Source organism: Micromonospora sp. NPDC049204, from assembly GCF_040647935.1.
Taxonomy (GTDB): domain Bacteria; phylum Actinomycetota; class Actinomycetes; order Mycobacteriales; family Micromonosporaceae; genus Micromonospora.
The window spans coordinates 108,752-132,604 of record NZ_JBEZDC010000009.1 but is presented as its reverse complement, the minus strand read 5'-3'; the positions used below and the strand labels follow the sequence as shown (position 1 = coordinate 132,604).

General features: G+C 71.7%; 21 protein-coding genes and 1 tRNA gene. 8 read left to right on the top strand and 14 right to left on the bottom strand.

What is annotated here, in order from left to right:
• Nucleotides 1-12 precede the first annotated feature (12 nt).
• On the bottom strand, nucleotides 13-753 hold the full coding sequence (locus tag AB0A90_RS18915) for a hypothetical protein (protein ID WP_357249143.1): 741 nt from the start codon (nucleotides 751-753) through the stop codon (nucleotides 13-15).
• A gap of 74 nt (nucleotides 754-827) precedes the next feature.
• The gene (locus AB0A90_RS18910) at nucleotides 828-1,436 is read right to left on the bottom strand and encodes a TetR family transcriptional regulator (protein WP_357249140.1); all 609 of its coding nucleotides are present in this window, start codon (nucleotides 1,434-1,436) and stop codon (nucleotides 828-830) included.
• A 95-nt stretch (nucleotides 1,437-1,531) separates the two neighbouring features.
• Here AB0A90_RS18910 and AB0A90_RS18905 point away from each other — a divergent pair, with 95 nt between their 5' ends.
• Nucleotides 1,532-2,575 (top strand): NAD(P)-dependent alcohol dehydrogenase, encoded by a 1,044-nt coding sequence (locus tag AB0A90_RS18905; RefSeq protein WP_357249137.1) that lies wholly within the window; start codon nucleotides 1,532-1,534, stop codon nucleotides 2,573-2,575.
• Nucleotides 2,576-2,596: 21 nt separating this feature from the next.
• Here the strand turns inward: AB0A90_RS18905 and selB are convergent, their stop codons facing one another.
• From selB to AB0A90_RS18870, 7 genes are all read right to left on the bottom strand, one after another.
• A complete protein-coding gene (gene selB / locus AB0A90_RS18900; protein ID WP_357249134.1) occupies nucleotides 2,597-4,351 on the bottom strand; it encodes a selenocysteine-specific translation elongation factor in 1,755 nt (584 codons plus the stop codon).
• 2 nt (nucleotides 4,352-4,353) lie between these two features.
• Nucleotides 4,354-5,658, bottom strand: a complete 1,305-nt coding sequence (gene selA, locus AB0A90_RS18895) for an L-seryl-tRNA(Sec) selenium transferase (RefSeq protein ID WP_357249131.1) — start codon at nucleotides 5,656-5,658, stop codon at nucleotides 4,354-4,356.
• 22 nt (nucleotides 5,659-5,680) lie between these two features.
• Nucleotides 5,681-5,776: transfer RNA gene (locus AB0A90_RS18890), tRNA-Sec, on the bottom strand.
• Between the two features lie 13 nt (nucleotides 5,777-5,789).
• Nucleotides 5,790-6,989, bottom strand: a complete 1,200-nt coding sequence (nrfD, locus tag AB0A90_RS18885) for an NrfD/PsrC family molybdoenzyme membrane anchor subunit (RefSeq protein WP_357249128.1) — start codon at nucleotides 6,987-6,989, stop codon at nucleotides 5,790-5,792.
• Nucleotides 6,986-8,113 carry a 4Fe-4S dicluster domain-containing protein gene (locus tag AB0A90_RS18880; protein ID WP_357249657.1) on the bottom strand — a complete coding sequence of 376 codons (1,128 nt, stop codon included), beginning with the start codon at nucleotides 8,111-8,113 and terminating at the stop codon, nucleotides 6,986-6,988. Before AB0A90_RS18880 ends, nrfD begins: the two co-directional genes overlap by 4 nt.
• Nucleotides 8,106-11,378, bottom strand: coding sequence for a formate dehydrogenase (gene fdh, locus AB0A90_RS18875; RefSeq protein WP_357249125.1), 3,273 nt, complete (start codon nucleotides 11,376-11,378; stop codon nucleotides 8,106-8,108). The genes AB0A90_RS18880 and fdh overlap by 8 nt, the downstream gene beginning before the upstream one ends.
• Nucleotides 11,379-12,392: 1,014 nt before the next feature.
• On the bottom strand, nucleotides 12,393-12,953 hold the full coding sequence (locus tag AB0A90_RS18870) for a hypothetical protein (protein WP_357249122.1): 561 nt from the start codon (nucleotides 12,951-12,953) through the stop codon (nucleotides 12,393-12,395).
• Between the two features lie 689 nt (nucleotides 12,954-13,642).
• On the opposite strand from AB0A90_RS18870, the gene AB0A90_RS18865 reads away from it, so the two are divergent.
• The gene (locus tag AB0A90_RS18865; RefSeq protein ID WP_357249119.1) at nucleotides 13,643-13,984 is read left to right on the top strand and encodes a hypothetical protein; all 342 of its coding nucleotides are present in this window, start codon (nucleotides 13,643-13,645) and stop codon (nucleotides 13,982-13,984) included.
• Nucleotides 13,981-14,640, top strand: a complete 660-nt coding sequence (locus tag AB0A90_RS18860; protein WP_357249116.1) for a nucleotidyl transferase AbiEii/AbiGii toxin family protein — start codon at nucleotides 13,981-13,983, stop codon at nucleotides 14,638-14,640. Before AB0A90_RS18865 ends, AB0A90_RS18860 begins: the two co-directional genes overlap by 4 nt.
• Before the next feature lie 81 nt (nucleotides 14,641-14,721).
• Here AB0A90_RS18860 and AB0A90_RS18855 read toward each other — a convergent pair whose 3' ends face one another.
• Nucleotides 14,722-15,624: an SDR family oxidoreductase gene (locus AB0A90_RS18855; protein ID WP_357249113.1), complete on the bottom strand. Its 903-nt coding sequence runs from the start codon at nucleotides 15,622-15,624 to the stop codon at nucleotides 14,722-14,724.
• Between the two features lie 185 nt (nucleotides 15,625-15,809).
• On the opposite strand from AB0A90_RS18855, the gene AB0A90_RS18850 reads away from it, so the two are divergent.
• Entirely contained in the window at nucleotides 15,810-17,600 is a 1,791-nt protein-coding gene (locus AB0A90_RS18850) for a 5'-nucleotidase C-terminal domain-containing protein (RefSeq protein ID WP_357249110.1), read from the top strand.
• A 55-nt stretch (nucleotides 17,601-17,655) separates the two neighbouring features.
• Here AB0A90_RS18850 and AB0A90_RS18845 read toward each other — a convergent pair whose 3' ends face one another.
• Together AB0A90_RS18845 and AB0A90_RS18840 are read right to left on the bottom strand one after the other, a co-directional pair.
• Nucleotides 17,656-17,826, bottom strand: a complete 171-nt coding sequence (locus tag AB0A90_RS18845) for a hypothetical protein (RefSeq protein ID WP_357249107.1) — start codon at nucleotides 17,824-17,826, stop codon at nucleotides 17,656-17,658.
• A gap of 81 nt (nucleotides 17,827-17,907) precedes the next feature.
• On the bottom strand, nucleotides 17,908-19,068 hold the full coding sequence (locus AB0A90_RS18840) for a geranylgeranyl reductase family protein (protein ID WP_357249104.1): 1,161 nt from the start codon (nucleotides 19,066-19,068) through the stop codon (nucleotides 17,908-17,910).
• A 141-nt stretch (nucleotides 19,069-19,209) separates the two neighbouring features.
• Between AB0A90_RS18840 and AB0A90_RS18835 the strand changes: the two genes are divergently transcribed.
• From AB0A90_RS18835 to AB0A90_RS18820, 4 genes are all read left to right on the top strand, one after another.
• Nucleotides 19,210-19,386 (top strand): ATP-binding cassette domain-containing protein, encoded by a 177-nt coding sequence (locus tag AB0A90_RS18835; protein WP_357249101.1) that lies wholly within the window; start codon nucleotides 19,210-19,212, stop codon nucleotides 19,384-19,386.
• Between the two features lie 17 nt (nucleotides 19,387-19,403).
• Nucleotides 19,404-19,697: a hypothetical protein gene (locus AB0A90_RS18830; protein ID WP_357249098.1), complete on the top strand. Its 294-nt coding sequence runs from the start codon at nucleotides 19,404-19,406 to the stop codon at nucleotides 19,695-19,697.
• A gap of 98 nt (nucleotides 19,698-19,795) precedes the next feature.
• Nucleotides 19,796-20,032, top strand: a complete 237-nt coding sequence (locus AB0A90_RS18825) for a hypothetical protein (protein WP_030491902.1) — start codon at nucleotides 19,796-19,798, stop codon at nucleotides 20,030-20,032.
• A 55-nt stretch (nucleotides 20,033-20,087) separates the two neighbouring features.
• Nucleotides 20,088-21,557 (top strand): MFS transporter, encoded by a 1,470-nt coding sequence (locus tag AB0A90_RS18820; protein ID WP_357249095.1) that lies wholly within the window; start codon nucleotides 20,088-20,090, stop codon nucleotides 21,555-21,557.
• Between the two features lie 346 nt (nucleotides 21,558-21,903).
• Here the strand turns inward: AB0A90_RS18820 and AB0A90_RS18815 are convergent, their stop codons facing one another.
• Both AB0A90_RS18815 and AB0A90_RS18810 read right to left on the bottom strand, forming a co-directional pair.
• A complete protein-coding gene (locus tag AB0A90_RS18815) occupies nucleotides 21,904-22,464 on the bottom strand; it encodes a hypothetical protein (RefSeq protein WP_357249090.1) in 561 nt (186 codons plus the stop codon).
• Between the two features lie 740 nt (nucleotides 22,465-23,204).
• Nucleotides 23,205-23,843, bottom strand: a complete 639-nt coding sequence (locus AB0A90_RS18810; RefSeq protein WP_357249087.1) for a hypothetical protein — start codon at nucleotides 23,841-23,843, stop codon at nucleotides 23,205-23,207.
• Nucleotides 23,844-23,853: the final 10 nt, after the last annotated feature.

Genomic DNA, 23,853 nt, shown 5'->3' with positions numbered 1-23,853 from the left:
GCCGGGGGGCGGTTAGCCCGGGACCACCGTCGTGCCGAGCAGCCGTTGGGCGACGGACACCAGCATGGCGATGCCGATCCCGGCGAGGATCAACCAGCCGAGGCCACGCCAGCCCGAGCCACGGTCGGCGGCCGGCGCTGCCCGCGGTCTCCACGCCTCCCGGTACGACCAGGCCAGCACTCCCAGCCCGAAGGGCAGCAGCCCGATCCAGAACCAGAACCACCGGGTGCCGGCCAGCGGCGGCGCACCCCCGATCAGCCTGGCCAGCCACAGCACGGTCACCACGCCGGCGAGCACGGCGGCGGCGTGCGCGATCCGCTGCGCGGTGGCGGCCGCGCCCTGCCACGGATCGGCCACGGCGGCGAGCCTTTCGTCCCACCCCGCGGTCGCCGACAGGTCCGGCTCGACGCCTGACGAGTCCGAGGCGGGCGGGTCGACGTACGCGTACCGGGTCTGGCCGTTGGGCATGCTCCAGGCGAGCATTCCGCCGTTCGTCGCGTACTGTAGCCGGGGACGGCTGCCCCAGTACGCGTCGTCGTCGGCCCAGCCGTACGCCCGTTGGAAGGTCACCACCCGGCCGGCCGCGAGATCCCGGTCGAGCTGGGCCTGCGTCGACTCGCGGGGCTCCACCCACCAGGCCAGGGATGCCCACAGCACCCACAGCACCGGCAACCCCCAGCGCAGTGCCACCGGGAGGGCCGCACGCCATCGACCGTCGGCGGGCCGCGACCGGGTCGGGATCAGCTCGACCATCGCTCTACCGTCGCACCCCGGGACGGTCCTGTCAGCCCCGGATGGGCCCGGGACAGCGCGGGGAAAGGGAGCGGTCAGCGGTCCGGGTGGCCCTGGTCGCTCGGCACCATGGCGCGTCGGACGCAGTCGCGCAGCAGAGCACGGCGGTGGTCATGGACGTCGTCGGGTTCCTGGCGACTTGCCGCGTAGACGTTGCTGACCGGTGACCAGGCCATCGACATGGCGATGACCAGGGCCATGATGTCGAACGGGTCGCCGGTGCGGATCCGCCCGGCGGCCTGGGCGTCGGCGATGGCGGTGAGTTTGCGGTCGTCGTAGTGCTCGTGGGTCTCGACGAGGTGCCCGGCGGGCCGGCGCTCCAGCCGCGTCCACGTCGCCAGCCGGATCAGGTCGGGACGGCGCAGGTACTCGTCGTAGAGGCGAACGGCCCAGTCCGCGAGGTCGTCGGCGTCGATGGGCACGACGTTGGTGATGCGCTCCAGCGAGCTGAGGAAGATCGCGTCGAAGAGCCGTTCCTTGTCACCGAAGTACGAGTAGAGCTGCGCCTTGTTGGTCCGCGCCGCCGTCACGATCCGGTCGACTCGTGCACCGGCGATGCCGTGCTGGGCGAACTCCTCGGTGGCCGCGTCCAGGATGCGCTGGTAGGTCGCGGCGCCTCGCGAGGTCAGGGGCTGCTCCGGCATACCCCCACCCTAGCAAAACAGAACAGTTGGTTTGCTTTACCTCGCGGCCCGACCTAGGCTCCAACAGACCGAACAGTCTGTTTAAGGGGTCGAGTATGCGAAGCACCACCGGATGGCAGGCCACCGACTCGTCGACGCTGCGCCGCACCCTCCTGCAGCGCCGGGACCTGCGCACCGACGACGTCGCGGTACGAGTCGACTACTGCGGCGTCTGCCACAGCGACCTGCACGCCCTGCGCGACTACGACACGCACAGCGGCGCGCCGCTGGTGCCGGGCCACGAGTTCACCGGCGTGGTGACCGGGACCGGCCCCGGGGTGACCACCTTCTCGATCGGCGACCACGTCGCCGTCGGCAACATCGTCGACTCCTGCGGCGTGTGCGCCATGTGCGGCGCCGGGCAGGAGAACTTCTGCCACTCCTTCCCGACCCTGACCTACGGCGGCACCGACCGGCAGGACGGATCGACCACCCTGGGCGGCTTCTCCCGCGAGTACGTCGTCCGCGAGGCCTTCGCCTATCCGCTCCCCGCCGGCCTCGACCCGGCCGCGGCCGCCCCGCTGCTGTGCGCCGGCATCACCGTCTGGGAACCCCTGCGCGCCCTCGCGGTCGGCCCCGGCAGTCGCGTCGCCGTGGCCGGGCTCGGCGGCCTGGGTCACCTCGCGGTCCGGCTGGCCGTGGCCCTCGGCGCCACCACGACCGTGATCAGCCGCAGCCGGGACAAGCACGCCGACGCCCTCCGGCTCGGCGCACACGACCTCCTCGACTCCACCGACCCGGAACAGATGGCCACGGCACGCGACACCTTCGACGTCGTCATCGACACCATCTCCGCACCGCACGACCTCGGCCCGTACCTGAAGCTGGTGGCGATGGACGGCACCCTCAGCCTCCTCGGCTACCTGGGCCCGGTCACCGTCGAGACCACCGCCCTACTCGTCGGCCGCAAGCGGCTCGGCTCCGCCGGCAGCGGAGGCCGGCCGGCGACAGCCGAGATGCTCCAGTTCTGCGCCGACAACGGCATCGCGGCCGACATCGAGGTGCTCCCGTCGGCGCAGGTGGCCACGGCCCTCGGCCGCCTCCGGCAGAACGACGTCCGCTACCGCTTCGTCCTCGACATGTCCGACCTGGACTCCTGACCAACGCTGCGTGTCACGGGCTCAGGTGACGACGATCCGGGCGTCGTCGGGCAGTCGTCGGGTCGCACCGCGACGGTCCAGCAACTCCAGCAGCGGCACCGCCACCCGGCGGGTGGTGTCCAACGCCTGCCGGGCCGCGGAGAGCGTGAACGGCTGCGGCAGCCCCGCCAGCACCCGGACCGCGTCGTCGAGCACATCGGGCAGCAGCACCACGTTGTCGGCCAACCGCAGCAGGGCACCGGCCCGCACCGCCGCGCCGATCTCCCGGGGACCCAGTCCCAGGTCGACGAGACGGTCCGCCTCGGGAGCACGGAACGGCCGCTCGCCGTACTCGTCGCGGACCCGCCGCACGGCTCGGGCCACCGGTTCGGGCAACGCGTCGGCGTCCGCCGCGCCGACCCGCCCGGCGTGGATCCGCAGCGGCGGCCGGACCAGCGCCTCGACCAGTACCCGGTCCGGCAGGCCGAGGCGCTGGCGCAGCGCGTCCACCGGCATCCCGGGCTCCAACGGGTGTTCCCGCGCGTGGCGGGTGACCTCCTCGCTCACCCGGTCGCCGAGCCACCGCCAGTGCTCGGGGTCGGCCAACCAGTCACCGGCCACCGGCGCGGCCTGCACCGGTACGCCCATCCGGAGCAACGCGCCGGCTCGGACCAGCCGCCGGCGGCGCAGCTCACCGGCCAGCTCGGGTCGACCGTCAAGCGCGGCCAGGACCTGCGCGCGGGCGGCCGCGGCACCCCGGCGGGCCAGCGGCGGCGGCACCACGTCCAGCACCCGTACCCCGCCGGTCACGTGGTGCCGGCCCGGGTCCCGCAGCAGCGCCCGGTCGCCCACCAGCAGCGGCAGCGCACGGGACAGGCGCAGCCGTACGGTGTCCGCGCCGAGCGGTCGGACCCGCACCGGCACCGCCGCCGACCCGACGTGCAGGGTGAGGGTGGCCGGCAGGTCGGCGGCCGGGTCGCCGGTGAGCCGGACGTCCACGAGGTCGGTGTGCTGGAACCGGCCCGGGGTGAGCAGCGCGTCGCCGCGGCCGAGCCGGTCGCGGGGCGTACCGCGCAGGTTGACCGCCACCCGGGCCACCGCGGCGGCCTCCGGTCGGGCCTCGCCGAGCGAGTGCAGGCCACGGACCCGCACCGGCTCGTCGGCACCGGCCAGCTCCAACTCGTCGCCCACCCGCAGCCGTCCGGCGCCGAGGGTGCCGGTGACGACGGTGCCGCTGCCCCGCACCGTGAAGCTGCGGTCGACCCAGAGCCGGACCGGGTCGTCGAGGGCGGGCGCCGGCAGTCGGGCGGTGAGCCGGTCCAGGGCGGCCCGCAGCTCCGGCAGACCGGCGCCGGTACGGCCGCTGACCGCCACCGCCTCCACCGCACCGAGGCTCGTCGCGCCGATCTCGGCGCGGGCGCGGGCCGTCGCCGGCCCCGGATCGGCCAGGTCCGCGCGGGTCACCGCCAGCAGGCCGTACCCGACGCCGAGCGCGTCCAGCGCGGCCAGGTGCTCGGCGGACTGCGGCATCCACCCCTCGTCGGCGGCGACCACGATCAGCGCCGCCGGCACCGGGCCGACACCGGCGAGCATGTTCGGCACGAACCGTTCGTGACCGGGCACGTCGACGAAGGCGATGGTGGCGCCGGAGGGCAGCGTCGTCCAGGCGAAGCCCAGGTCGATGGTCATGCCCCGGCGACGTTCCTCGGCCCACCGGTCGGGTTCCATCCCGGTCAGCGCCCGGACCAGTGTCGACTTGCCGTGGTCGACGTGTCCGGCGGTGGCGACGACGAACACGCTCAGTCGTCCCCGGGTACGCGCAGCACGGCCGCGCGGACGGCGTCGTCGGCCTCGACGGGCACACACCGCAGGTCGAGCAGGAGTCGGCCCCGCACCACCCGGCCGAGCACCGGCTGGTCCCCGGTGCGCAGCGGCCCGGCGTAGCGCTCGGGCAGGCTCAGCGCCCACGAGTCCAACTCCACGCCGGGGGCGCCGCCGCCGCCGACCACCGCGACGGCCGGCACCACCTCCGCCTTACGGCCGTCCGCGCCGAGCCGGTCCCGCAGCCGCTCCACCCGATCCCGCAGGGCGGCCGGGTCGGCGTGCAGGGCGGTGCGGGTGGGGGTGTCCGGTCGGTGCAGGGTGGCGGCCAGCGCGGCCAGGGTGAGCTTGTCCACCCGCAACGCCCGGGCCAGCGGGTGGCGGCGCAGCCGGTCGATCAGCGCGACGTCGCCGAGCAGCAAGCCCGCCTGCGGGCCGCCGAGCAGCTTGTCACCGCTGGCGGTGACAAGCGCGGCACCCGCGCGCAGCGTGCTGGCCGCGTCCGGTTCGTCGGGCAGCAACGGATCCGCGCTGAGCAGACCGGAGCCGATGTCGGCGACGACGGGCACGCCGAGGGTGGCCAGTTGGCGTACCGGGGTGGCCGAGGTGAAGCCGGTGACCTGGAAGTTCGACGGGTGCACCTTGAGCACGAAGCCGGTCTGCGGGCCGAGCGCGGCGGCGTAGTCCGCGAGGGTGGTGCGGTTGGTGGTGCCCACCTCCCGCAGGCGAGCGCCGGTGCTCTCCAACAGGTCGGGTAGGCGGAAACCGTCGCCGATCTCGACGAGTTCGCCGCGGCTGACCACGATCTCCCGGTCGTTGGCCAACGCGGTCGCGGCCAGCACCAGCGCGGCGGCGCCGTTGTTGACCACGTGCACGGCGCCCGCGTCGGGCACGGCGGCGGCCAGGGCGTCGAGCGCGTCGCGGCCACGGCGGGCCCGTCGGCCGGTGCTCAGGTCCAACTCCACGTCGGTGTGCCCGGCGGCGGCCACCACCGCGGCGACCGCGGTAGGCGACAGGGGCGCCCGGCCCAGGTTGGTGTGCAGCACGACACCTGTCGCGTTGAGCACCGCCCGGGGGCCGGGTGCGGGCAACGCGGCGACCGCGGCGTCGCGTACCTCATCGGGGTTGATCTCGCCGCGGCGGGCCTGCTCCTGGGCGCGGACGACGACCGCCTTGACCTGGTCCCGGCCCAGCGTCGCGCTGGCCGCGGCCAGCAGCGGGTCGGCGAGCAGCGTGTCGGTGCGGGGCACCCGGCGTCGCGGGTCCACCAGCCCGTCGCCCATCGCGTCATCTCCTGCTGCGGTTTGGCGGAGACGGACGGGAATCGAACCCGCCTGGCCCGGGTCCCGGACCACTCCGGTTTTGAAGACCGGGAGGGGCACCAGCCGCCTGAACGCCTCCATCGGACATTCGATCACACCGCGGGCGGGGCCGCCCGATCAGCTGGAAGATCCATGCCGGTTCGTCGGGCGTCGGCCCGCGCACGCTGCGGCACCACCGTGTAGCGAGGGTCACGGGCGGAGGCGACGCCACCGTAGAAGATGCCGAACCGGGTCGCCACCGACGCGGCCAGCAGCGCGGCACCGGACAGCGCGCTGACCGCCCGGCTGCGCCGACCGAGCAGCGCACCGGCGACCCCACCGACGGTCAGCATCCGGCTGGCACGCAGCAGCCGACCGGGCCGGCCCTGCCGGTAGGGCTCACTGAGCAGGCCGAGGCGGGTCTCCACCCGGTGCGTTCCGTACAACTCCAGGGCCGCGCCGGCCACCGCCATCCGGCGGGCCGGACCCGCCTGCGCCGACGGCGCGGCGAGCAGACCCACGCCGGCGCCGCTGGCCAGGGCGCTGCCCGCGAAGATCACCGGCAACTCGGGGTACGCCTCGTGCCACGACGGCACCGCCGTGTCGGCGAGCAGGACCCCGGTGTACGTGGCCAGCGCGGGCGCGGTCCCGGCGGCGAGCAGCCCGGCGGCGTGCCCGAGCGGCGGCAACGCCCGGCCGGCCAGCCCGAGCGGGCCGTGCCGAGGCAGCCGGCCAGCGACCTCGGCGATCGCGGCGACGCCCGCGGCCGGCCCGTACGCGGTGAGGATCCAGGTGCCCATCGACATCGGCGAGGTCGGCTTGGCCACCCGCAGCATGTGGTGGAACCGCGCCGGCCGGCCCAGGTCCCGGATCAGGAAGACGGCGCTGGCGCTGACGGCCGCCAGCGCGGTCACCCGACCGGCGCGACGCAGCGCCAGCCGCCCGGTGAACTGCCCACCCGCGGCGAGCAGCGACGAGCCGGCCGCCAGCCCACCGGTGAACAGGTACGCCGCGATGTCCCACTTCCAGACCGGCGCCTTGAGGATCGGCCGACCGTAGTACGAGGTGAACTCGGCCTCCGGCACCCGCAGTTCCTCGCCACCGCCGCGACGCCCGCCTCCGCGACGCCCGCCCCGCCGGCCGGGGGGTTCTGCGGTGCGCCGCTGCTGTCGGAGCGCCGAACTGACGCCGGTGTCCGCGCCGCTCGCGGTCGGCCGGTCGGTGCTGGTCGACGGTCGGTCGTGACCAGTGGTGGCCAACCGGTCGCGGAAGCGGCGGAAGATCTCGCCCACCTCGGGGCGGTGCGGACTCACGAGGAACGTCCGACGAACGCGGCGACGGTCGCCGCCGCCATGGTGAGGGCGGCGAGCCCGGCGCGCTTCCACATCTTCGGCAGGTCACGGGTGGTCACGACCGGGTCCGGCGGCAACCCGTACACCTCGGGCTCGTCGAGGAGCAGGAAGAACGCCCCGTCACCACCCACACCGTCATGCGGGTCGTGCCCGTACAGACGCGCCTCGGGGACGCCCCGCTCGTGCAGCGTCTCGACCCGCGCGGCCGCCCGCTCCCGCAACTCGTCGAGGGGCCCGTACTGGATCGACTCCGTCGGACACGCCTGCGCACACGCCGGCGTCATCCCCGCACCCAACCGGTCATAACACAGCGTGCACTTCCACGCCCGACCGTCATCCTTACGCTGATCGATCACCCCATACGGACACGCCGAAATGCAGTACCCACACCCGTTGCAGATGTCCTCCTGCACCACCACCGTCCCGAACTCCGTCCGGAACAACGAACCCGTCGGACACACATCCAAACAAGCCGCATGCGTGCAGTGCTTACAGACATCCGACATCATCAACCACCGGAAATCGGTACGCTCCTCGACGCCCGTCCCCCGGCCCGGCGGCTGCGCCCCCGGCATCCCCAGGAACTGCGGACCCGCGCCACCCTGGCCCGCGCCACCCTGGCCCGCGGCGGTCGGACCGGCGGCGAGCGGGGCGCCGAGCACGTCCGCCGGCGCGCCTCCGGCCATCCGCGCGGCGGCGGACGGCGAGCCGGTCGGCACCCCCGGGTCCGTGCCGGTGCCCTGACTGGTGCCAGCCGCCACGGCCGCCCACGCCGCGCTGACCGAACCGCCGGTCGGCATGCCCGCGAACGGCGGGGCGCGGTGCCCGGCCGGCCGGGGTTGCTCGATGAACGCCACGTGTCGCCACGAGTTCGCGGTCAGCGCGCCGGTGTTGTCGTACGACATGCCGAGCAGGTCCAGGCCACTTCCCGGGACGCCGTTCCACTCCTTGCAGGCCACCTCGCAGGCCTTGCAACCGATGCAGACGCTGGTGTCGGTGAAGAACCCCATCCGCGGCGGCGCGTTCTCGTAACCCGCCTCGGGTGCCGGATCCAACGGGCCGTACAGGCTGTTCGGGTCAGGAATCACCGCGCTCCTCCCCCGGGCTGTCGGTGGTGACGGTCGGGGCGTGCTGGCCGGGGGTGATCCCGGCGCGCCGCTGGTAGTCGGCCACCAGGTCGAGCAACGCCGGCCCGGTGGGCCGCCGGCCCGGCCGGACATCGCAGGTGCCAACCTTGCTCTCCTGGATCAGGACGTTCGGATCCAGGCTGATGCCGAACAGGTCGTTCGCCGAGTCGCCGGTCACCAGACCCTCGAACCCGAAGTGGTACGGCAACCACACCTGGTGGATGATCCGACCGTCCACCCGCAGCGGAGTGAGCCGATCGGTCACCAACACCTTCGCCTCGATCACCGCACGACCACTGACCAGGTGCGCCCACCCCAGATGGGTCAGCCCCGCCTCGCTGGCCAACTCCGGTGACACCTCCACGAACATCTCCGGTTGCAGCTCGGCAAGCGTCCGGACGGTCCGACTCATCCCACCGGCGGTATGGTGCTCGGTGAGCCGGCTGACCGTGAACACGTACGGGAACACCTGACTGTGCTCCTGCGGTGGGCTCGGGTTCACCGAGTTCACCGGATGCGCGTACATCTTGCGGGTCGGGTTGGCCTGCTGCCGGTAGAACGGGTTACGCACCGGCGACTCCACCGGCTCGTAGTGCGTGGGCAGCGGCCCGTCCAGGACACCGCTGGGCGCGTACAGCCAACCCTTGCCGTCACCCTGCATCACGAACGGGTCGTCACCGGCGATGCCCTCCGTGCCGGACGCGCCGGGTGGCGGCCGGTACGACGGCGGTTTGGTCTTCTCGAAGTCCGGCACGTCGTAACCGGTCCACTCGCCCTTCTCCGCGTCCCACCACACGTAACGTTTGCGCTCACTCCACGGGTTGCCGTCCGGGTCGGCGGAGGCACGGTTGTAGAGGATGCGTCGGTTCGCCGGCCACGCCCACCCCCACTCGGCGGCCACCCAGTCCTGCTCGTGTCGGGACTTGCGCCGCGCCGCCTGGTTCACGCCGTCGGCGTACACCCCGGTGTAGATCCAACAGCCGATCGCGGTGGAACCGTCCGCGCGGGCCTCGGCGAAGCTGGACAGTGGGCGGCCGCTCGCCACGTCGTACCCGTTGATCTCGCGCAGCACCGACTCGGCGCTCGGCTCCGCGTGCGGGCCGTGGGTGGGGTAGTCCCAGGTGAGGTCGAGCAGTGCCCGGTCGCGCGGCAGCTCCGAGTCGGCCAGCTTCTCCCGCAGCTTGCGACCCAGGTGGTAGAAGAACCACAGCTCGGAGCGGGCGTCGCCCGGCGGCTCGACGGCCTTCTCCCGCCACTGCAACAGCCGCTGCGTCTGGGTGAACGTGCCCTCCTTCTCCACATGCGAGGCGGCGGGCAGGAAGAACACCTCGGTCCGGCACTCCTCGGGCACGATCTCCCCGGTGGCGACCTCCGGGCCGTTCTGCCAGAACGTGGCGCTCTCGATCATGAACAGGTCCCGGACGACCAACCAGTCGAGGTTGGCCATGCCGAGGCGCTGCGCCCGGCCGTGCGCGGAGCCGACCGCCGGGTTCTGACCCAGCAGGAAGTATCCCTTGATCTTCCCGTCGATCATGTTGAGCACCTGCTGGTAGGTGCCGTGATCACCGGTCAACCGGGGCAGGTACCCGTAACAGAAGTCGTTCTCCGGCGTCGCCGCGTCACCCCAGTACGCCTTGAGCAGGCTGGCCGCGAACGACCGCGCGTTGCCCCAGAACCCCTTCTGGCCGGGGTGGCGGATGCTGTCCACCCACTCGTCGAAGCTCGGGTGCTCGGCGTGGTGCGGCATCGGCAGGTACCCGGGCAGCAGGTTGAACAGCGTCGGAATGTCCGTCGAGCCCTGAATGCTGGCGTGCCCCCGCAGCGCCATCACCCCGCCACCGGGGCGACCCATGTTGCCGAGCAGCAGCTGGATGATCGCGCCGGTGCGGATGTACTGCACACCCACGCTGTGCTGCGTCCACCCCACCGAATAGATCAGCATGCCGGTGCGGTCCCGACCGGAGTTGCGCGTCCACGCCTGCGCCAACTCCAGGAACTGCTCCCGCGGGATCCCGCAGACCCGCTCCACCATCTCCGGGGTGTAGCGGGCGAAGTGCCGCTTGAGGATCTGGTAGACGCAGCGCGGATGCTGCAACGTCTCGTCGCGTTCGGTCTGCCCGCTCACCCGCGCGCCGTGCGACTCGTGCGTCAGCCCCGCGGCGCTGTCCCGCTCCTGGTCGGTGTGCCCACTGCCGGACGAACCCTCGTGCCCCGCGTACTGCCAGCTGTCCTGCACGTAGCTGCCGGTCTCCGGGTCGAACCCGGAGAAGAACCCGTCGCCGTCCTCGGTGTCGACGAACTCCTCGCTGACGATCGTCGCCGCGTTGGTGTACGACAGCACGTACTCGCGGAAGTCCAACTCGTTGTCCAGGATGTAGCGCACCACCCCGCCGAGCAGGGCGATGTCCGTGCCCGCCCGGATCGGCAGGTACGCGTCCGCGACCGCGCTGGTGCGGGTGAACCGGGGATCGACGTGGAACACCTTCGCGCCGTTGCGCTTGGCCTCCATCACCCACTGGAAACCCACCGGGTGCGCCTCAGCCATGTTCGACCCCTGGATGATGATGACGTCAGCGTTGGCGATGTCCTGCTGGAAATCCGTCGCACCGCCACGACCGAAGCTGGCCCCCAGACCGGGGACGGTGGCGGAGTGTCAAATACGGGCCTGGTTCTCGATTTGGAGAGCCCCCATCGCGGTGAACAACTTCTTGATGAGGTAGTTCTCCTCGTTGTCCAGCGTCGCCCCACCCAGGCTGGAAAAACCCAGCGTCCGGTTCAGCGGCCGACCCTCGACGTCGACGTCCTCCCAGGTCTGCTCACGGGCCGCGAGCATCCGGTCGGCAATCATGTCCAGCGCGGTGTCGAGGTCCAGATCCTCCCACTGCGTCGAGTACGGACGGCGGTAACGAACCGTCGTCTGCCGCAGCGGACTGGTCACCAGACTCTTACTGGCCGAACCCTTCGGGCACAGTCGACCCCGCGAGATCGGGCTGTCCGGGTCGCCCTCGATCTGGCTGACCTGGCCGTCCTTGACGTACACCCGCTGACCACAACCCACCGCGCAGTACGGGCAGACCGAACGGGCGACGCTGTCGGCGTCCTCGGTGCGGGCGGTCAACGCTGCCGACCGGGCGGACTGGGCCGCAGCACCCCGGCCCAGCGGGTCCGTGCCGGTGAGCTGCCGGTAGACCGGCCAACCCTCGATGAAGGTCCGCAGACCCATGCCCCGACACCCCCTCCCACGCGAGCGACCCCATGAACATAGGCCAGCCGAGACATGTTCGCGAGCGGGGGCAGGCAGACAGCGCCGCCCCGGCCTTGTGGGCCGGGGCGGCGCTGGTGTCGGTGTGCAGGTCGCCTCGCGGCGAGTGGCGCGACGCGGCTCCAGCCGAACGGTATTCCGCGAAGGCGATATTAGGTGAGGCCCGGGGACACTGAGTCACACCGACACCCTCCACAACCAGCCAGGCCCCCACGTTGTTCCCACGCCCCTCCCTACCGCCAAGCCGCCACACGACGGTGGCCGGCAGCGCGGTCAGCGTCGCGCGCTCGCGGTAGGGATAACGGTCGCGGTGGCAGTCCGCGCGGCCGTGGTCGTGCGGTCGCGGCGGCAGTCGCAGTGGCGATCGTGCGGTCGCGGTGGGGGTGACGGTCGCGGTGGCAGTGGCAGTCGCGGTCACGGCGGGCGGTCGCGCGGCGGCAGTCGCGGACGTGCTGGTGCTGGTGCTGGTGCTGGTGCCCTTGCCCTTGCCCTTGCCCTTGCCCTTGCCCTTGCCCTTGCCCTTGCCCTTGCCCTTGCAAGATCGTGCTCGATCCTTGTTGTAGTGGCCACCGTTGCCGATCGAGGGGACTACAACCAGGATCGAGCACGATCTTGGCCGCGGTGGGCGGTCGCGCAGTGGCGGTCGGCGGTCGGCGGTCGGCGGTCGGCGGTCGGCGGTCGGCGGTCGGCGGTCGGTTAGATCTTGGACAGTTACCGTTTCGCGCGAACGGAAACTGTCCAAGATCTGCGAACAACCACCGATCAGGTCGGGGTAATCAGCTCCCCGGCACGCCCGAGAGGTGCGTCGGGCACCTCACCGCTCAGCCGCGTTCGATCTCGGCGGAGCGGGACGCGGCCAGTGCGGTGGTCAGCGCGGAGCACCGACCGGGCGGCGGATACGCCGCTGGCCGGCACCCGGTTTGCGGGGTGCCGGCCAGCGGTCCGTGTAGTCCGGTAGTGCGGTAGTGCGGTGGGTCAGCTGTTCCAGTGCTGGCTGACGAGGTCGGTGGCCTGCTGCTCCCACTGGGCGTAGGCGTCGGGGTAGGCGGAGACCTGGACGGTCTGCGCGGCCTCGGTCAGCGGCATGTCCTGCCAACCATCAACCTGGCGCAGGCCCTTGAGGAACGCGGTGGTGGAGTAGGCCGGGTCGGTGATCTGCTCCGGCGTACCCCAACCACTGGACGGGCGCTGCTGGAACAGACCCAGCGAGTCGTGGTCGTTCATGTCGCCCAGGTGGCCGAGGTTGTCCAGCTTCGACTCCTGCAGGCTCGTCGCGACCGAGATCACCGCGGCCCGCTCCGGGAGGCCGGCCTTCTTCGTGGCGGCGATGATCGCCTTGACGTTGGCGGTCTTCTCATCGTTGAGGTCGATGTGCGACTGCTCGCCCTGCGGCTTCGGCGCGGTGGTCTGCACGGCCGCCGCGACGGGCTTGCCCTCAACCGGGTTGGCGTGGGCGGCGATCGGACCGGCGAACACACCACCGGCGAACGCGAGACCAGCAACGGACAGCACGCTCTTACGCATGATCGTGTTCATGGGGGTAGCTCCTTCGGGGGTAGGAAACACCCCGACCGCCAAAAGGGGGAACAGCGGCAGGGTGTGAGCACCTCGTCCGGCGCTGCACAAAACGGGGAAAAGTCTGAAGGGGTGACACCCTGTCGGGCGTCGGAGTCGGCGACCTACCGAGCGGAGGGCTCGGGGCGCCGGGGTCCAGATGTAACGACCGGGGGGCCAGGGTCATTCCGGGGGGCGGCCCATCCATCGGCACCCACGTGAAGGCGATGCCCGCGGTCGTTCGTGGGGACTGCAACGACCCGGCCGGGTCCCGCATTCCCACCCCCCCGGGGGCGGGGGGGTGGGGCGGTGGTGCTGCGATCGTCAGGGTGTGTAACGACCCCGGCCCCGCCATGATTCCGGCCCCCGGGTGCGACCGGCCACACCCCACAAACGCCCGCAACCGAACAAACCACCCAGACGGCACGGCTCGTACGACCCCAAACCACTGTCACTCGCGTGATCCACTCGGGTTTCCGGAAGTCGAGGCATCCCGGACTCCCGGACGCCCCGACTTCAGGAAACCCGAGTCGATCGCGACGGGCCACGCCCGCCAGCGCGGCGCAGAACGGACAAACCTCGGAGTGCTGACGGCCAGGCCGGCGCGCCGGGAGCAGAGCGCTCGGATCGACCTGAGCGACACCTGGTCTGCCGGGCGTTACCCTGACACCATGCAGGCCGTGTCCCCCACCCCGACCGGCGTGGCCTTCCTGGCCCGCCCGGGTCGCCCTGCCGTGGTGGCGAGAACGCTCGCCGAGCTGGCCGGTCCAACCCGGGGTGTCGTCGAACTGCCCGTGCGGTTGATGTGGAACGCCGACCGCACCTTCGACCTCGGCGACCCTGACCAACTGCTCTGGATGTACGAGAACGTCCTCCGGGAGACCACCCGGGCCGAGGATCTGCGAGCGCTGATCAACGGGCGCACGCTGCGCCGGGTCTGGCGCCTGCTCAACCTGCCCCGCGGCGTACGACAGGCGTGGGAGAGCCGGCACCGCGGCCTGCGCGCGGCGTGATCCAGCCGCACCTGCACGAGTTCTACCGGGAGGTGGCCCGGGTGGCGCTGACCGCCGCCGGGCCGTACCGGTTCGTGTTGGGCGGTGGGGTGGCCTGGGCGGCGCACGGATTGGTCGCCCGCCCGACGGAGGACGTCGACCTCTTCGCCGACGTGGAGGGCGCTGCCGCGGCGGCGTCCGCCGGGGTGCGGGTGGCACTGGAACGCGCCGGCTTCAGCGTCACCGACGCCGACCCGGACAGTGAGCTGGCCGAGCTGTTCGACGGGTACGGCCAGGACATGAAGGACTTCGTGGTGAGCCGCGACGGCCGACAGATCCGGCTCAGCCTCGCCCGGTTGGACCGTCAGCAGAGTCCGGTGGTGATGGACCTCGGTCCGGTCATGGACGTCCGTGACCTGGTGGCCAACAAGATCGCGGCACTGGTCAACCGGCGGGAGGTCCGGGACTTCATCGACGTGGCGGCGGCGCTGGAACACTACGACGTGACCGAGCTGTTGGTGCTGGCCCGGCAGGTCGATCCCGCGCTGGATCCGGCGGACGTGCGGGCCGCCGGCCGGTACCTCGACCGGCTTTCCGAGCAGCGCTTCGGCCGTTACGGCCTCAGCGCAGCCGACATCGCCCAGGTCCGCCGGCGCTTCGCCGCGTGGCCGCGCTGACCAGCGGTCCACCCGAACAAACCGCACGACCAGGCCGGACCGGCGGGTGGGCGTCCCGGCGGACACCCACCCGGCGGCGGATCACTTGGTCGGTCGACCGCCCGTGACCCCCAGGATTTCGCCGGTGACGTAGCTGGACTCCTGCGACGCGAAGAAGACGTACGCCGGGGCGAGCTCGGCCGGCTGACCGGGACGACCCTCCGGGGTGTCGGTGCCGAACTGCTTCACCTTCTCCTCCGGCATCGTGGCCGGGATCAGCGGCGTCCAGACCGGGCCGGGGGCGACCGCGTTGACCCGGATGCCCTGCTCGGCCAGGTCGGCGGCGAGGGCCTTGGTGAAGTTGGCGATCCCCGCCTTCGTGGTGGCGTAGTCGAGCAGCTGCGGCGACGGGTCGAACGCCTGGATCGACGCCGTGTTGATGATCGCCGACCCCTCGGCCAGGTGCGGGATGGCGGCCTTGCAGAGCCAGAACATCGCGTACAGGTTGGTCTTGAACACCCGGTCGAACTGCTCGGTGCTGATCCCGAGGATCCCCTTGTCCTGCGACATCTGGTACGCCGCGTTGTTGACCAGGATGTCGATCCCGCCCAGGTCGCGAACCGCCCGATCGACCAACTCCTGGCAGTGCGCCTCGTCGGTGATGTCGCCGCGGACCGCGATGCCTCGCCGGCCGGCGGCCTCGACCAACCGGATGGTCTCGCGCGCGTCGGCGTCCTCCTCCTCGCTCAGGTAGGAGATGAGTACGTCGGCGCCCTCACGCGCGTAGGCGATCGCGATGGCCCGGCCGATCCCCGAGTCACCGCCGGTGATCAGCGCCCGCTTGCCGTCGAGTTTGCCGCTGCCCCGGTACGACTCCTCCCCGTGGTCCGGCTTCGGGTTCATCTCCGCGGTCGAGCCGGGCGCCGACTGCTGTTGGGCGGGCTGACCGGACTGCTGGCCGTACTGGCTGGTCGGGTCCTGCTGGGTGTGCTGGTCCTCACTCACCGATGTCTCCTCGCGCCGCGCGGGAAGCGGGGGCTGTCCCGCGATTTCGTCCCTGACCGCCCTACCCCGCGTCGGTCTACGGAAACCGTGACCGCCGTCGGGGCTGGCGTGGCGGGAGTGACGGCTGCTGGTTATGGTGCGCAAGGCGCTCACGAGGCGCGTCCACCCCCATGGAAAGGCACGTCATGACCTCTCCCTCCGGCCCGTCGCGTCGTCAGGTGCTCGTCGCCGCGGCGGCGGCGACGGCCGCCCCGCTGATCGCCGCCGCGCCCGCGCAGGCGGCCGGCAGGCCCCGGCCGCGCACCTGGGACCTCACCCTCCTGGGCACGTCGGACACGCACGGCAACGTCTACAACTGGGATTACTACCGCGACGCCGAGTACGACGACAGCAAGCAGAACGACATCGGCGTCGCGAAGCTGGCGACCCTGATCAACCAGATCCGCCGGGAGCGGCGCGGCAAGGCGACGCTCGTGCTCGACGCCGGTGACACGATCCAGGGCACGCCGCTGGCCACGTACTACGCCAAGCAGGAGCCGATCACCGCCACCGGGGAGAAGCACCCGATGGCCCGCGCGATGAACGTCATCGACTACGACGCGGTGACGCTGGGCAACCACGAGTTCAACTACGGTCTGCCGTTGCTGGACCTGTGGATCCGCCAGCTCGGGTTCCCGGCCCTCGCCGCGAACGCCGTCAACGCGAAGACCGGCAAGCCGGCCTTCCTGCCGTACGTCATCAAGAAGGTCTCCCTCGGTCTCGCCGCGCCGACCCTGCGGGTCGGCATCCTGGGGCTGACGAACCCCGGTGTGGCCATCTGGGACAAGGGCAACGTCGAGGGCAAGCTGCGCTTCGACGACATGGTCGCGACCGCCGCGAAGTGGGTGCCGATCATGCGGGCGCGTGGCGCGGACCTCGTGCTGATCTCCGCGCACGGCGGGGACAGCGGCACCTCCAGCTACGGCCCGGAGCTGCCGAACGAGAACCCGGTCGCGCTGATCGCCCAGCAGGTGCCGGGGATCGACGCGATCCTCTTCGGTCACGCGCACAACGAGGTCGTCGAGCGGTTCGTCACCAACGAGCGCACCGGTACGCAGGTGTTGCTGTCCGAGCCGTCGAAGTGGGGCCAGCGGCTCACCCGGATGGACTTCACCCTCACCCGCGAGCACGGCCGGTGGACGATCACCAAGAAGGCCGCCAGCATGCTGAACACCAACACGGTGGTCGAGGACCCGAAGGTGCTCGCCGCCGTGCGGGCCCAACACCAGAAGACCATCGCGTACGTCAACCAGGTGGTCGCGCAGTCCACCGTCGAGTTGTCGGCGGCGGAGTCGCGCTACAAGGACACGCCGATCCTGGACTTCATCAACCACGTGCAGACCGAGGTGGTCGGCGCGGCGCTGGCCGGCACCACGTACGCGGACCTGCCGGTGCTGTCGATCGCGGCACCGTTCAGCCGTACCGCCGTCTTCCCCGCCGGCGACGTGAAGATCCGCGACGTGGCCGGCCTGTACGTCTACGACAACACCCTCGAAGCCGTCGTGCTCAGCGGGGCCGAGGTGCGCGCGTACCTGGAGTACTCGGCGAAGTACTTCCGGACCGTCGCGCCGGGCGCCCCGGTCGACCCGGAGCAGATCAGTGACCCGGCCGTGCCGGACTACAACTACGACGTCTTCTCCGGCCTGGACTACGACATCGACATCTCCAAGCCGGTCGGGCAGCGGATCACCCGACTGGTGCTGACCGGCACCGACATCCCGGTGGCCGACAACGCGCAGTTCGTGGTGGCGGTGAACAACTACCGGCGCAGCGGCGGCGGCAACTTCCCCGGCATCGTGAAGACCCAGGTCTACAACGCGCAGCAGGAGATCCGGCAGCTGCTCATCGACTGGGCGCAGGCCAGGGGGACGATCGACCCGGCCGACTTCTTCCAGCCCAACTGGCGACTGGTCCGCGAGGGCGTGCCGGTCTTCTGATCCCCGATCGTCGGCGGGCCGTGGGTGGCGACACCCGCGGCCCGTCGCGCGTTCGTCAGCCCTGCACGTTCCAGCGGACCGGGTCCTCGGGCTCCGGCTGGTCCCGTCCGGGGTCGGTCTCGGTCAGGGCGACCCGCTCGTCGGGACGGACCGCGGGCGGCAACTCCCCGAAGCGCGCGTGCCGCAGGAACGCGTACTCGTCATCGGTGAACGGCTGCTCGGCCATCGGCACCTCCTGTTGCTCCCCCGTCATTGTCCGGCGTACGCGGGTTCGGCGCCAGGACGGTGTCACACCGCGTAGAGCATCCTAGGATCCTGGGTGAGCGATGGTGGGCTGTGGGCGCCGATCCGGCAGCCGGTCGAGCACCGCGAGAGCCGCCCGGATCGGCCGCCGTCGCAGCATCTCGGCGAAGCTCGCCCGGCCCTGGCAGAACTGGACGAACATCCGCCACCCCGGCGGGGTCGCCAACAGCGCGTGGAACACCTCCGGACGCCTGGTGAACACGTCGAGCAGCCGGAATCCCGCCCGCATCTCCGGCAGCAGGCGCTCGGCGACCGCCCACTCGTACCCGGCCAGGTCACCACCGGCCACCGCCGCACCGGCCAACTCACCCGAGCGCAACGCGAAGCTGATGCCCTCCCGGCTCCACGGCTCCAGCAACCCGGCCGCGTCCCCCACGACGAGCACCCGACCGTTGCGCAACGGCGAATCCTCCTCGCGGCACCGGGTCAGGTGACCGGAGTCGTGCTCCGCCGGCAACCCGGTCAGCCCCAACCGGTCGACGAACCGCCGCAGGTAGTCCCGGGTCCCCTCCCCCGCTCCCCGAGCGGCGATCACACCCACGGTCAACGTGTCGTTCTTGGGAAAGACCCAGGCGTACGAGCCCGGCATCGCACCCCAGTCCAGCAGCAGCCGCCCCCGCCACCGCTCCTGCTCCGCGGGCGGCACCGGGATCTCCAGCTCCAGACCCAGGTCCACCTGCCGGTAGCGCACTCCCACGTGCCGGGCGGTCACCCCCGAGGAACCATCCGCCCCGATCACCGCACGGGCCGCGATCGTCGTACCGTCGGCCAACCGCAGGCGTACCCCCTCGGGGTCCTGCTCGATCGCGCGGACCGCGACCCGCTCGCGCACCTGCGCGCCGGCGTCCACCGCCGCCGTGCGCAGCCGGTCGTCGAACTCCTCGCGGCGCACCATGGTCACCACCGGGCTGTCGTTGCGGCGGGTGAACTCCCGACGGCCGTCGCGGGTGAACGTGACCCGGTCCACCCGGTCGTGCGCCGGCACCTCGATCCGACCCTGGACCGCCGCCAGCGAGGTGCCGATCAGGCCACCACCGCAGGTCTTGTACCGCGGGTGCGCGGCCCGCTCGACAACCAGGGTGGACACACCCGCGCGGGCAGCGACGTAGGCCGCGGACAACCCGGCGGGGCCGGCGCCGACGACAACGAGATCCCACATGATCACGAAAGCAGCCTAGGGGATGGCGAGGGTCCCGCCGAGCCGCGCGACCGCGCACCGTCGACGTGTTCCCGCACGGCTATCCTCGGTCGGTCCGCGCCCGCATCCCTTCGCCGGACCGACCGCCATCCGGACCGGGAGTCGTACGTGGTCATCAGCATCGACGGGCTCACCCTGGGGTACGGCGACCACGTCGTGGTGGCCAGCTTCGGGCTCGACGTCCACCCGCGGGAGGCGGTGGCCCTGCGCGGCCCCAACGGCGCGGGAAAGTCCACCCTGCTGCGGTGCGTGGCTGGTCTGCACACACCGGGCGCGGGAACCTGACGGTGGCCGGATCCCCGGTGGACGAGCGGGACGCGGGGTTCCGCCGCGCCGTGGTGGCGATGCTCGACGTGGCGCTGATCGGCACCCTGCCGGCCCTGGCCGCCATCACCGCCGACGGCTTCGGCGGCACCGCCCGTGGTCATTCAGGCTGTCGTGTCCCTTGTCGTGCTGACCGCGTTCCTCACCGCGTCCGCGACGCGCCGGACCCGTGGACGTCTTGGTCGCTCCGCCCGCGCGGCCGTCACCCGAGCGGTGACCGTGGTGTGGCGGCTCTGAGCCGCCCGCTGCCGTCGCCCGGCGGCCGCGCCTGATCCCGCACCGCCCGATCGGGTGTGCATCTTCGGTCAGCCAGGGGGTAACCGGCGCACGGCAACCGCCGCACGATGGCGGACGAGTGAAGGAGGAACCCATGCAGCAGGTGCAACTGTCGGAGGCCGAGCAACGCGTGTACCAGGCGGTCACCACTCTTGAGGCACGCGGACAGGTGCCCTATCCGGACCTGATCGCCGAGGAGTCCGGGCTGACCGAGGAACAGGTCGGCAGCCCCCTGCACCTGCTCACCGAAAAGGGCCTGCTGCACCGCGAGGACTCACCGATGGCGGGTCTCGACTTCGGTCCCCGGTTCTGCGCCCGCCAGATGGCGTGACCGGCAGAACAAGCCGGGACGATTCGCCCCCCGGTGACCCGGGTAGGGGTCAACAATGCCTGATCAACGGTCAACGGGGGGCACGATGAGTGCGGCGCAACCGCCGCAGCCGGTGGACGCGGCCGCGAACCGACGACGCTGGCAGGCCGTCGGCGTCGGGCTGGTCGCCGCGTTCATGACGTTGCTCGACGTCAGCATCGTCAACGTCGCGGTGCCCTCCATCGACCGGGCGCTGCACGCCTCGCCCAGTGACCTCCAGTGGATCCTCTCCGGATACGCGCTCACCTTCGGCCTGGCGCTGGTGCCCGCCGGTCGCTTCGGTGACGCCCGCGGCCGGCGCAACGCGTTCGTCTTCGGCATCGCACTGTTCACCCTGACCAGTGCGCTCGCCGGTCTCGCCACCTCCCCGACCTGGTTGGTCATCACCCGCCTGCTCCAGGGTGCCGCCGCCGGCATCGTCAACCCGCAGGTCATCGGACTGATCCAACAACTCTTCCGCGGGCCGGAACGGGCCCGTCCGTTCGGGCTGCTCGGCGCCACCATCGGTATCTCCACCGCAGTCGGGCCACTGCTCGGCGGGCTGCTCATCGCCATCGGCGGCGAGGAACACGGATGGCGGTGGGTCTTCTTCGTCAACGTGCCGGTCGGCGTCCTCGCGGTGATCCTCGGCTGGCGCCTCCTGCCCGGCCGCCCCGCCGGTCAGCCCGGCTGGCGCCAACTCGACCCCGTCGGCGTCCTGCTGCTCGGTGTCGGCGTGGTCCTCGTCCTGCTTCCGCTCGTGCAGGAGCAGCAGTGGCGGACCCCCTGGAAATGGGCGCTCATCCCGGCCGGACTCGCGGTGCTGGGCGCCTTCGGGCTGTGGGAACGGCGATACGCGCGCCAGCACCAACCACTGTTCGACCTCCGCCTGTTCGGCCTCCGGTCGTACACCCTGGGGTCGCTCATCGCGCTGGTCTACTTCGGCGGCTTCACCGCGATCTTCTTCATCTTCACGCTGTTCCTGCAGATGGGTCTCGGCTACAGCGCGCTCGTCGCGGGCCTGGCGATCACCCCGTTCGCCCTGGGTTCGGCCGCCGCCGCCGTGCTGGGTGGCCGCATCGTCAACCGCATCGGCCGACCTCTGGTCGCCATCGGTCTGCTCACCATCGTGGTCGGTCTGGCCGCGACGGTTGTCGCGTTGCGCCTCGCCCCGGACGACCCCGCCCCCTGGGTCACCGCCGGTCCGCTGCTCGTCGCCGGCATCGGCAGCGGGTTGGTAATCGCACCCAACCAGACGATCACCCTCGCCGACGTCCCGGTAGCGCAGGCGGGCAGTGGCGCGGGCATGCTCCAGACCGGTCAGCGGATCGGCGCCGCCGCCGGCATCGCCGCCGTCGGCTCGGTGTTCTTCTCGTCGCTGGCCGACAGCCGCGGCAACTGGACCACGTCCTTCGAACGGTCGCTCATGCTGGCCACCGGCATCATCGCACTCGCCCTGGTCTGCGCGCTTATCGACATCCTCCGCACCCGCCGCCAAAAGACCTGACAACACCAGGGGTACGCCGCTGGCCGGCACCCGGGTTGCGGGGTGCCGGCCAGGCGGGGTACGCCGCCGGCCGCCGCCCCGGCTTGCGGGTTCCGGCCGGCGGTCGGTGTCGTGTTCGGGTGGCGGTCGCCCCGCCGGCGGCGAGATCTTGGACAGTTTCCGTTCTCGCGTAACGGAAACTGTCCAAGATCTCCGAGAATTCGCCCTCTGTCGGGGGTAGTCGCGCGGCGGGCAGCGCGTCGCGTCGTAACCCGCGCTGCCGGGCAGACCCGGAAACGCCGCTGGCCGGCACCCGGGTTGCGGGGTGCCGGCCAGCGGTCGGTGTCGTGGTGCGGTGGGGCTGGTGTCAGCTGTTCCAGTGCTGGGCGACGAGGTCGGTGGCCTGCTGCTCCCACTGGGCGTAGGCGTCGGGGTAGGCGGACACCTGCACGGTCTGCGCGGCCTCGGTCAGCGGCATGTCCTGCCACCCGTCGACCTGCTTGAGGCCCTTGAGGAACGCGGTGGTGGAGTAGGCGGGGTCGGTGATCTGCTCCGGGGTACCCCAACCGCTGGACGGGCGCTGCTGGAACAGGCCCAGCGAGTCGTGGTCGTTCATGTCGCCCAGGTGGCCCAGGTTGTCCAGCTTCGACTCCTGCAGGCTCGTCGCGATCGAGATCACCGCGGCCCGCTCCGGGAGGCCGGCCTTCTTCGTGGCGGCGATGATCGCCTTGACGTTGGCGGTCTTCTCATCGTTGAGGTCGATGTGCGACTGCTCGCCCTGCGGCTTCGGCGCGGTGGTCTGCACGGCCGCCGCGACGGGCTTGCCCTCAACCGGGTTGGCGTGGGCGGCGATCGGGCCGGCGAACACACCACCGGCGAACGCGAGACCAGCAACAGACAGGACACTCTTACGCATGATCGTGTTCATGGGGGTAGCTCCTTCGGGGGTAGAACACCCAACCGCCAAAAGGGGGAACAGCGGCAGGGTGTGAGCACCTCGTCCGGCGCTGCACGTTCACAAGGGGGAAGTCTGAAGGGGTGACACCCTGTCGGGCGTCGGAGTCGGCGACCTACCGAGCGGAGGGCTCGGGGCGCCGGGGTCCAGATGTAACGACCGGGGGGCCAGGGTCATTCCGGGGGGCGGCCCATCCATCGGCACCCACGTGAAGGCGATGCCCGCGGTCGTTCGTGGGGACTACAACGACCCGACCGGGTCCCGCATTCCCACCCCCGGCGGGCCGGGCGGCGGGGCGGTGGTCCTGCGATCGTCAGGGTGTGTAACGACCCCGACCCCGCCATCATTCCGGCCCACGGGTGCCGCCGGTCACCGGTCGTCAGAGCCCGGGGCCGGACAAACCGCCCAACGCGGCCCACCGTCGGCGACCTGCCGGCCCCACACCAGGCTCAGACACGCTCAGACAGCGGCCCCGGGCATGACCCACTTGACTTCACGGATATCGCGGTATTCGTGACGGTCCGACACCCCGACACCAGGAAGCCCGAGTCGATCAAGAACGGCGACGGACGGGTGCGGGGGTGCCGGCGAGGCCGCCTCGAACGGCACACGGACGGGCTCACCAGACGGCCAACAGACGCTGGCGCCCGTCGGATCACTCCGACGGGCGCCAGCTTCAGGTGCGGTCCGGGCAGTGCCCGGTGGTGTGCGGACTAGTGCGCGGCCCCACCGAGGCGCTGGCGGCGACGCCAGGCCAGGGTCAGCAGCAGCATGACCGCTCCGGCGCCGACCAGGCCGCCGCCGAGCTTCATGGGCGTGCCGATGCTGTCACCGGTGACCGGCAGCGGCTGCTTCTTGTGCAGCACCCGCAACTCGGCGCTGGCGGTACGGCCGGACTCCCGACCCGTGGCGGTGAAGGTCAGCAGACCCGTCACCGACGGCTTGTAGCTCTTGGTGAACCGTCCCTGGGCGTCGGTGTACGCCGTGAAGTTCAGCGGCGCGCTCGCCTGGTAGGCCACCGGTGCCATCGCCACGGTGGTGCCGTCGCTGCGGCGGGCCGGAGCCTGGCCGCCGGCCGGAGCGGCCAGCGGGGCCACCGTCACCGCGATGTCGACAGTCTCGTTCGGACCGAACCCGGTGCCGGTCAGGATGACCGTCTCACCGATGAAGATCGTCGTCCGGTTGACGGTCAGCGATGGGTTGGCCGGCGGGTACGGCGGGTACGGCGGCGGCTGGGTCGGGTCGGTGGTGGCGCTGGGCGTCGGCTGCGGCTGTGCCGCCCCCGCTGCCGTCGGCACGGCCACCACGGCCAGGCCGACCGTGAGCGCCATGATGATGCGGGAAAGCCGCATGATTGGTTCC